Here is a 9377-nt window from a genome sequence, read left to right on the forward strand (position 1 = left end):
TGGTAGGGGAGTGGGGTTATGAGACTTGGAGATCCGTCGAAGTATGTGCATCACGTACTCGATATAGAGCCGGTCGGGAGAGTAGCACCTTTCGTCGGGCGTGGAATCTGTCTGATAATAGGCACAGCAGACAGGGGGCCTGGTATGCGCCCGATAGGGCTCGCAACCGAAGCCGAAGTCTCCATGACGTTCGGGAGCGGCGAGCTTGTAGATCAGGCCAAGCTGGCGCTGAGAGAAGGGTGCAACATGCTGTACCTGATCCGCGTCATGGGGAACGGGTACAGCAAGGCGTATGTCGACGCCACAGCCGTCTCCAGTGGCAGCACCGCCGTTGGAAGGTTCTGGGCGACATCTGACGGGAACTGGGGCAACAGCCTCTCGCTGAAGATCGAGAAGGGAGATCTGAAAGCGACCGACACAGAGACGTTCGCCGGGGATGGTACCGTGGGGCCGTACCACCTGAAGTACGACGATTACTTGGAGTCTCCGTACAACATGGTGACTGTTGGCGGAGTATCGAAGACGATCGTTTACAGCCAGGAGCAGCTTGGACAGGGCAAGGTCTACCTCGACAAGCAGAACGGGACGCTGACCTTCTACACCGGCGAGGAGCCGAAGACAACAGACCAGATCAAGGCCGTGCTGAAGTACTCGACGAGAAAGATCTCGCTGTACTACGGCGGGCTGCACATAGCGACTTACAACAATATAGACACTGTCATGGAGATGGAGGCCCGGATGGGCTATTCGCCCTACGTCCGATACGTCGGGACGGTGGGAGAGACGAGACTGCCTAAGTATGGCGTGACGCTTGAGCTGACCGGTGGCGCAGACGGCAGCCCGATCACGTATGGTGACTGGGAGCTAGCTTTCGAGCAGGCCCTGAACCTGCCTCCGGGCGTGTACCCGAACACATGCTGCATTACGCAGCATGAAGCCGAAGAGGGGACATACGACCTCGTGGCGCTGCTTAGCGGTTATGCAGAGCAGATGGCGGACAGGTTCCGACCGTGCCAGTGCTTCGTAGCGATCCCGTACCTGTCCGCTGCTGAAGGCGGGTATGACATAGACGCAGCCACGCAGCTTGGAATGTCGTACAACAACCCGTGGCTTACGATCGGGGCGAACTACTACAACGCGAACGGCGACCTGATTGTCGGCGCTGTCGCTGGAAAGCAGGCTTCGCTCCAGCTAGGTAGCAGCATAGCCGAGCCGATCAACGCGCTCAGCTCTGCTGGAGGGCTGCTCTGGCAGTTCAACGACAGCCACAGAGAGCTCCTGAACAAATGTGGTCTTGATGTCCTCGTGAAGGATCAGGGCATCGCCTCCGTGTCGGGCGTCGCCGAAGTCGGCCAGGGCGTCAGGCCCTACGTCGGAATCTCGACGAACAAGGACACAAGCAATGCCAGCGATGTATTCAAGCTACTGGTGGATATGGCTACGATTTCACACTGCATACAGCAGCTCGACATAACGGTCTCTGCATTCTATCATGCGAAGAGGACGTGGACGAACCTGAAGAGAGTGCAGTCTTCGATGGAGCTCTGGCTGGCGTCTCTCGCTGAGAAGAGCGTGCTCGATGACTACAAGATCACAGTGACGCCGAACCCGCTGGACAGGAACGCTGCGAAGATCCAGATGTGGGTTCAGCCGGTCGGGCACATCCTGAGGTGGGAGACAACGATGTACGTCGGGCACTGGTCTGATAAAGTTGCTGAGTGAGGTGGTGGTAAATGCCTGAAACCGAGAGCCTGATAAACTATGGGCAGATCCCGCCTGGCCCCAACGTCTTTGACGGGCTGCCGAATACGTCGCAGACCGTGAAGCTCATAGCCAGGTCTATACACGATGTCGTGATAGTGATCGCCGGGGTGTACTTCCCGCTGAGATCGCTGACGTACACCAAAGCGATCACAGTCGACGAGGAGGATGGGAGCGGGAGCCATCTGCCATGGACGCTGACTGTGAAGAACATGAGATTCAGCGGGACGTTCGAGTTCGGTAGCTTCCTGATGAACGGCGCGTCCGCGATGTCGCCAGAGGATATAAACTACCTGACAACGCTGCTTGAGAACCAGGCGGACGAGGGCCAGCCGAACTACTTCCATATAATAATACATCCAAGAAAGTACGGCGGACTCAGCGTGCCCATCGGCGGCGGCGAATGGACGTCGCCGACTCCGAACCTTGGGCAGCTACCTTTCATCGAAGCACTGATGTACTGCAGGGTAACAGAGCACGCCCGCAGGTACCAGGAGAACAACACGATAGTGAACTCATATAACTTCAAGTTCCTGAGGAGGAGGCCAAAGTAAGGTCGAAACGAATATATACTATCAATGCGTAGTATCGATTGCCAGGGGGCATCTGTTTTGCTCCCTTCATTACAACCTCCTTGGGTTCTTGGCAGCGCCCTCTGGCAATCTTCGTTTTAGGTAATCTTTTTCTGGTGCGCGTGACATACTGTTTCTGGGAGTGGTGGTGCGATGAGTGCAAAGCTCACACGTGACCTTATTGTGCTGGGTTCGCAGTTCCGGAAGACCGTACACGTGCAGGCGTATGATGCTGATGTCGACGTGCGTCCCCTGAAGACGAGGGAGCTGGCGCAGATAGTCAGCGCGCTTGGGTACACGATAGACGAAGCCATGGGAGAGCTGGTGACTGCGAACATATCGTCCGATTCCGTCGACAGGCTCAGAAACGGGGTCGTCGACGAGACCGTCGCCCGGATGGTGACCAGGGGCGCTCTGTCCGAGAAGTTCATGAGATACATGATCGAGATGTGCCGGTACGGGATCGTGGACGACGATGTGAGAGCCGCCGTCGACGATCTCATCGGGCTCGCTGCTGTCGAGATCGGCGCGGCGATAATGTCCTTGACGTTCGTCCCGCAGGAGCACATTCTTGATTTTTTCAGAGCTATGAAGGACTCCACTGGGCAGCAGTCCACGCCGCAGGATACAGGTTCTGTGGTGGAAACGTCGACGAGCTGACGCCCGCTCAGATCGCCTTCGCTTCAATGGTTGGGTTGGAAATGGCCCACGTTCACACCGGGAACATGTTCATAGATCGCAGCCGCACGCCGAGCGTGCAGGACGCCGGATGGATGGACGTAGAGACGTATGCTAAGATGCGTGACCCTGCAGCGCTCAGGGAGTACCTGAAGAGGAAGCGCGCTGAGCAGAAAGACATGATCGAGAGCATCGAGGCTGGACTGAAGATGCTGATGGAAGACGAAGAAGACATACTAGCGTGATGGTATGGACGCAGTCAGATCTCTGGTACTGAGACTGGTTCTTGAGAACCAGCAGGTGATCCAGAAAGTTCAGGATCTGAAGAGACAGGTAGCCGAGCTCAGTGGGAAAACAGTAGCTGCGAGCCTGAACCTCCAGACATCTGGTGCTGTGGCCAGCGCTAACAGCTTCGCAGAAGCAGTTTCTGGCGCGATCGAGTCGGTGGACGATGCTTCTGATGCAGCGTCTGAGACTATAGAGCAGATGTCCAGCACGGCTGTGGTCGCAGCGTCCAGCATAAGCAGCGCCATGCAGGGAACGGCTGCTGCTATGGAAAACGTGCAGAGTGCCGCGACCAGTGCGATCGAAGCTGTATCATCTACCACCAGCCAGGCGGCTGGCGCCGTCTCCAGCGCTACCAATTCGATGACTTCTGCACAGACCAAGGCAGCGACTGCAATATCCTCGACAATGTCCAGTATAAGCACGATGCAGACCCGTATATCGTCGATTGGAGCCACGATGCTGGGTGCAGTCTCACGGACTGGCAGTGCGTTCGATGTCGTACACAGTGCCGTTGGGAGGGTGCAGTCCGCGTTCGGGCAGCTAGGACATGCGATATCTACATCGATGACTACCGGCATCCAGAAGATAGGGCAGCTTGGAAAGAACCTGAAAGATATAGATTCTGACATAAGCACGATCCTTGGAACACTGGGCGGTTCAGCAGCCATCTGGGGTGCAGCGCAGGCGTTCGATTCGCTTGAGACCACATTAGGGGCGATCGCGACGATGCGTGGGCCGGAAGTAGCGGATGCAGTAAGAGAATGGGCAAGCGAAGCTGACAAAATAGCAGGTGCGACTGCAGAAGGTCGCGCGGTAGCATTCTCTGATGTTATCCGCAGGTCAAAAAGTATCACAGCCGAGCAGGCGAAAAGCTTGGTCGAGATCCTGGAGAAAGAGTCGATACGAGAAACAGGGGCCGCTGATGCTGGATATGCAGTCGCGCAGGCGATATTCGAGGGCAGGAAGGAGATGATAAAGAACATCCTGCCTGGGCTTGGTCAGATCGTAGATCTCGAAAGACTGCGTGAAAAAGCGGCTCAGATGGCGGAAAGGCCGTATTACAAGCGTCGCGGGATGTCTGAAGATGAAATCTACGGGATGCTGATCACCGAAGAGCTTCAGAGAGCATATCAGACAAAGGAGCTGCCGGGAGGAGGCACGCTCGCAGAGTTCAAGCCTGAAGTGTCCGGGTTCGCGAAGCTCAACGAAGTGCTCCGGGAGATAGCGAAGACGCTAGGCGAGGGGCTTATGCCATATATCAACTTGTTCATTGGAGCAATGGCAGCGCTCTCGTGGGTGCTGGAGAACATACCCGGAGCGAAGGAGTTCGCCGCGCTCGCTCTGATACTGCTCACCGTCCTGTCGGGCATCGCTGCAGTGGCGGCAGCCGCTATGGCGATGACAGGGGTGCTTGGAGCGCTGGGGATCACGACCGAGACCGTCGCCGGAGCGTTTGGAGTGCTGCGCGGGGCGATGACCGCGCTAGCAGCTCATCCGCTGCTGCTGGCTCTGATGGCAATCGCTGTCGTGCTGTACATGGTGGAGCAGCGCACGCATATCCTCAGCAGGGCGTTCAACGCGCTGAAGAACGCGCTGGGAGGCCTGAACCTGTCCGGAGGCGGGGTGCTGACGCTGGCGCTGACCCCGATCGGCATGGCGTTCACTGCGATCTCGAAGATCATCGAGTTCGTCAAGCAGCTCCTCTCGCACAGCGAGCTCGGGGTCGCCTTTATCGAGCTTATAAATAGCTGGATCGAGGCGATCTACAACCTGCTCCGACCGTGGGCGGAGTGGTTGCGCGGGCTGTTCATAAAGTTCACATCGTTCTGGGAGTGGGTCGTATCGCTTCCCGATAAGATCGTGAACGGGATCGTGAACGGCCTGAAGTCGATCCTGGGGCTCGGAGGGGACACAGAGCGCCGTAAGTCGGTGTACGAGACCGCACGCAGCGAGCTTGAGCAGCGCTTCGGGGAGGAGATGAAGCGCACTGCCAAATCGAAAGAAGAGTACCAGCGCGGGCTTGACTGGCTGGCGGGCTACGCTGTCGGAGCTCCTGTCGGGGCCGAGAACCGACCAGCACACATCACAGACACGCATCTCAACGAAGCCCGCAGGATCGGTGGGCGGCTTGGGGTCACAGAGTTCGACCGCAAGGCAGTCGAAGAAGCGTTCGGGAACCTGCTGAAGGACTATGGCGACGTGTATGGCACCGACCTGCTCAGAGCTGCATACCTGCAGGAGTTCTTTGGAATAACTCCCTCAGCAGAGCTTGCTCAGCAGATCTCGCCGGAGCTGATCAAGATCATCAAGAATTACGCGCCGCCGAAGATGACGCTGCCACCGAGCGAGGTGCCGAAGAGTGGCGCGGTGAACGCGCCTGAGGGCACGCCCGAACCGATCCAGCAGCCGCTGACTGGGGCGATGAACCAGGCGCAGCAAGCCGCTGAGGGCAACTATGGCGCGGGAGTCACAGCGCAGGTGAACCCGCTAGCCGCGCTGGGAGCAGCGAAAGATACGCTGGGAGCGATGGTCGGAGGGCTATGGGGCGGCGGGATGACCGTCACGATAGGGAGCAAGCAGTACCGCATAGGCGGAGGGGGCGTGCAGTCCGCTGAACCAGCCGCAGCTAGTGAGGGCAGCGTGCAGTCCGCAGAACAAACCGCCGGTGGTGGCACAGCTCCTAAACCCGCTGAGAACGCCGTACCTGCGATGCAGACAGGAGGGATCATCACCGAGACAGGCCTCGTGCTCGCTCACAGAGGCGAGGAGATCGTGCCCGCTGAAGTCGTGAGGGAGTCGACTTCGCTTGAGCGGATTCTTGAGAAGCAGAGCGAGACAGCCAGCGCGCTCTCCAGCGTGAGCGGGATCGAGATCAACGGGCCGTTGATCGGTGAGGCGCGTATAGACAGCGACTACGATATCGAAGACCTGGCGGACAAGCTGTTCCGCGCGCTCAGATCGCGGCTTGAGGAACTGATGATGAGAAACATAGGCCATTACAGGGGGTGAGCTCTGGTGGTAGATATAATAATAAAAGAATCACCCGATGAAGCGCCGTTCCAGGTCAAGATAGGGAGCCTGGAGCTGGGAAAGTTTGACCCGGAGAATCCAGACCGCAGCCGCCCGAACCCGGTGCGGATCAAGTGGTCTCAGGAGAACAACGTGAAAGAGCACGATTGCCCTGGGACGCGCCCGAAGACGCAGTGCCTGAACGACTACGGGCTGTGGACGCTGACGATAGAGTTCGTGACGCTGCAGCGGGATCTGCTCGAAGCCGTCCGCGTCATGCGCGGCGGGCCGCACGTAGTGAAGACGTACTTCCAGACCCTGTGCATGTACCTGGTCGGGAAGGACGTGACCCAGGAGGGTGGTACCAAGGACGCGAAGCAGAGAGTCACGCTCCGATTCCGGGAGGCGAACGACTGATGATAAAGCCGCACCTTGAGATCGCGGGCTGGGACGTGTCAGAATACGTGAAGTCGATCCGCGCCGAGCTATGCTCTGATGTCCCGTCGGAGGCGAACAAGATAGACATAGAGCTCGTGAACTGCCGGCAGCAGTTCTACGGGGCGTTCGTGCCCGAGGACCCGATATCGTGCAGCGTGACGGTCACGAAAGACAAATGTGTGACAGTAGAGACGCGCGAGTGGAAGTGGTTCGAGGGGCACGTGCAGAAGGTCTCTGTGCACGAAGACATATGCAAGATCGAGGCGTCTGGAACGCACGGTGGTTTTTCCGGGAACCTGAAGAAGACGTATCAGTACTCGGCGGAGGAGCTGAACGTCTATAGAATCGTGAACGACCTGCTGAACGACTACGGGTGGACTGGTGGCAGGGTGATCGATACAGCAGTGAAGCACATCCCGAAGAACGGGATGAAGTTCGAGGCGGGCAGCGACTACTTCAATGCGTTCAACCGTCTGCAGGATCTCACTGGTGCGATATATTTTGTGGACGAAGATAATACATTCTATTTTATAGATCCGAACAAGGCTGCTCGCCATGCGATCAACCTCGACGGGTATCTCCTGAGGGGAACGCAGGACGCGAACATCATAGGATACCGCAACGTGATCACCGTGATAGGGAGCTCGCCGCACGACCCGATCACCGATCCGGATGGGGCGGCGATACCGTCGCAGTCGCCGACGCATCGCTATATGAAGGTCGGGACGAAAGAAGAGCTCGAAGAGAACGGCGTGCTGTACGCCCCGCCCGTCTACCTGATCGGGGCGAACGCAGCTAGGTGCAAGCAGGTTGCAGAGAACCTGTACATATACTACCAGGACAGGGAGGATGTCTGCAAACCCACGGTGGTGAGCATGATCCCGCCCGTGGCTTCTGTGGTCTCGTACACGCCAGCGAACCGCTACGGGATTCCTGGAGCTGACTGCATTGAGCACACGCGGTACGGGCCGAGCATGAAGATAGTCGGGATCGTAGTGAAGGCTGTGACCACGCTCGACTCCTCCGGGCTGGTCTCTGAACTCGAAGTCGATACGCATTCACTGAGCTCATCATATGTCGAGATCGATAAGGTCGCCCCTGACCAGGTGGTGGAGCTGAGCGACGAAGACCTTGAGCGACTGAACGAAGCGCTGACGAGTCCGGGTGGTGAATGATGAACGTCCGCAACAGAACGTATGACAACGCAGCCAGAAACGATGCATCTGACATTGGAAGACTGCACGTCTACCAGGTGCTCGATGTGGAGCCGCACGTCGAACCGTATCCGGCGGACAAGAAGTGGAACTACGTGACGATGCTCCTGAAGCACCGCATCCCGGCGCTGAAGCCGCAGGACGAGTACATAGTGAGAAAGAGGGTGCTCTGCCTGCAACGATACAGCGGGAAGTACCAGGGGGAGGTGTGGACACCGCGCATCGGTGACATGATCCTGGTCGCACATCCCTACGACGATATGCCTATAGTCCTGGGCACGATCCCGAACCTGGAGCAGGAGCCGCTGTGCCGCCCGAACTCGACACGGTACTGCTACGACTACGTGCACAAAAGAGCGCAGTGGGAGCCGCCGGAGAGGACTGCTGGAGACCTGCCTGATTTCACGTGGTTCCCCGATCCGAAGCTGCCAGACTGTCATAAATGGTGGCACGACTCGCTCGACGAGGTATGGTGCTACGAGTGCCCGCTTGGGCACCAGACGCCGGACTGCAGCAAATGCGACAACATAGACAAAATCCAGGGATGTACGTACCTGAAGTACTTCGGCAGGAATACCTTCTCGAAGCTGGAACCGAAATACAGAGTGAAGTTCCACCACCGCTGCGGGTCGATGTTCTGGTTCGATGACGACGGTCTCATACAGCTTGAGAACCGCGTGCGCGAAGATCCGCGCTCGCACATGGTGTTCTGGCAGAACGGCGATATAGAGCTGCACACCAGCCCGTATGACCACATCGGAGCGCGGGCGATACTGCGAGGGCACTACAGTCAGCGCGTTGGAGAGGTTGTCATTGAGAACCTTGAGATCCCGAACTGCTACATCCGGATATGGCCGCACGGGATGATCGAGCTCAGGCATGGCGAGACTGCGATCGAAGTTCATAAAGACGGCGTGGTTATAAAGGGCGGGCTGTCCGTGACTGGAAACCTGAGTGTGTCAGGCAGCGGGAGCGTGTCCGGAGCGTTTAGCCATGGCGACGGCCCGTGCTGCGGGCTTGGAGCTGAGGGGTGGTGCGGGAGCGTGTCCGGAGCGTTTAGCCATGGCGACGGCCCGTGCTGCGGGCTTGGAGCTGAGGGGTGGTTGTAGAAGTCAGAATCAGGTGGTAGAGAGTAGCATGGCGCAAGCTCCGGTCTTCGGGCCTGGAGAGGAGGTCACAGAGATGGCGTATGGATGCCTTGTAACGAACGGAAGAATCTTCGAGACGGGCGAGTGCAGATGCCACGGCGCGCTCGATATCGCTCTGAACTCCAGCGGAGCGATGCAGATCACCGCTGATCCCTCGGAATGCGTTCGCCAGCGCATCCTGATGTGGCTGGCGACGAAGAAGGGCGAGCGATATGACCCGCGCCTGGGATGCTGCCTGCACAGCTACCTGCACAAACCGATCACAAAAC

At 58.0% G+C, this 9377-nt stretch carries 9 protein-coding genes; all 9 read left to right on the forward strand.

The window, feature by feature from the left end; translation table 11 throughout:
- Positions 1-18 precede the first annotated feature (18 nt).
- Positions 19-1722, forward strand: coding sequence for a hypothetical protein (locus tag QHG98_07480; GenBank protein MDH7597559.1), 1704 nt, complete (start codon positions 19-21; stop codon positions 1720-1722).
- 11 nt (positions 1723-1733) lie between these two features.
- Entirely contained in the window at positions 1734-2315 is a 582-nt protein-coding gene (locus QHG98_07485; protein MDH7597560.1) for a hypothetical protein, read from the forward strand.
- Between the two features lie 171 nt (positions 2316-2486).
- Positions 2487-2993, forward strand: coding sequence for a hypothetical protein (locus QHG98_07490; GenBank protein MDH7597561.1), 507 nt, complete (start codon positions 2487-2489; stop codon positions 2991-2993).
- 26 nt (positions 2994-3019) lie between these two features.
- The gene (locus QHG98_07495; protein ID MDH7597562.1) at positions 3020-3256 is read left to right on the forward strand and encodes a hypothetical protein; all 237 of its coding nucleotides are present in this window, start codon (positions 3020-3022) and stop codon (positions 3254-3256) included.
- Positions 3257-3260: 4 nt separating this feature from the next.
- The gene (locus tag QHG98_07500) at positions 3261-6308 is read left to right on the forward strand and encodes a hypothetical protein (GenBank protein ID MDH7597563.1); all 3048 of its coding nucleotides are present in this window, start codon (positions 3261-3263) and stop codon (positions 6306-6308) included.
- A gap of 6 nt (positions 6309-6314) precedes the next feature.
- On the forward strand, positions 6315-6725 hold the full coding sequence (locus QHG98_07505; GenBank protein MDH7597564.1) for a hypothetical protein: 411 nt from the start codon (positions 6315-6317) through the stop codon (positions 6723-6725).
- Positions 6725-7921 (forward strand): hypothetical protein, encoded by a 1197-nt coding sequence (locus QHG98_07510; GenBank protein MDH7597565.1) that lies wholly within the window; start codon positions 6725-6727, stop codon positions 7919-7921. Before QHG98_07505 ends, QHG98_07510 begins: the two co-directional genes overlap by 1 nt.
- Positions 7921-9069 carry a hypothetical protein gene (locus tag QHG98_07515; protein MDH7597566.1) on the forward strand — a complete coding sequence of 383 codons (1149 nt, stop codon included), beginning with the start codon at positions 7921-7923 and terminating at the stop codon, positions 9067-9069. Before QHG98_07510 ends, QHG98_07515 begins: the two co-directional genes overlap by 1 nt.
- A 28-nt stretch (positions 9070-9097) precedes the next feature.
- Positions 9098-9377, forward strand: a 280-nt coding sequence (locus tag QHG98_07520; protein ID MDH7597567.1) for a hypothetical protein, incomplete at its 3' end; no start/stop codon positions are given.

Origin of the sequence: Methanothrix sp. (assembly GCA_029907715.1) — an archaeon.
Lineage (GTDB): Archaea > Halobacteriota > Methanosarcinia > Methanotrichales > Methanotrichaceae > Methanothrix_B.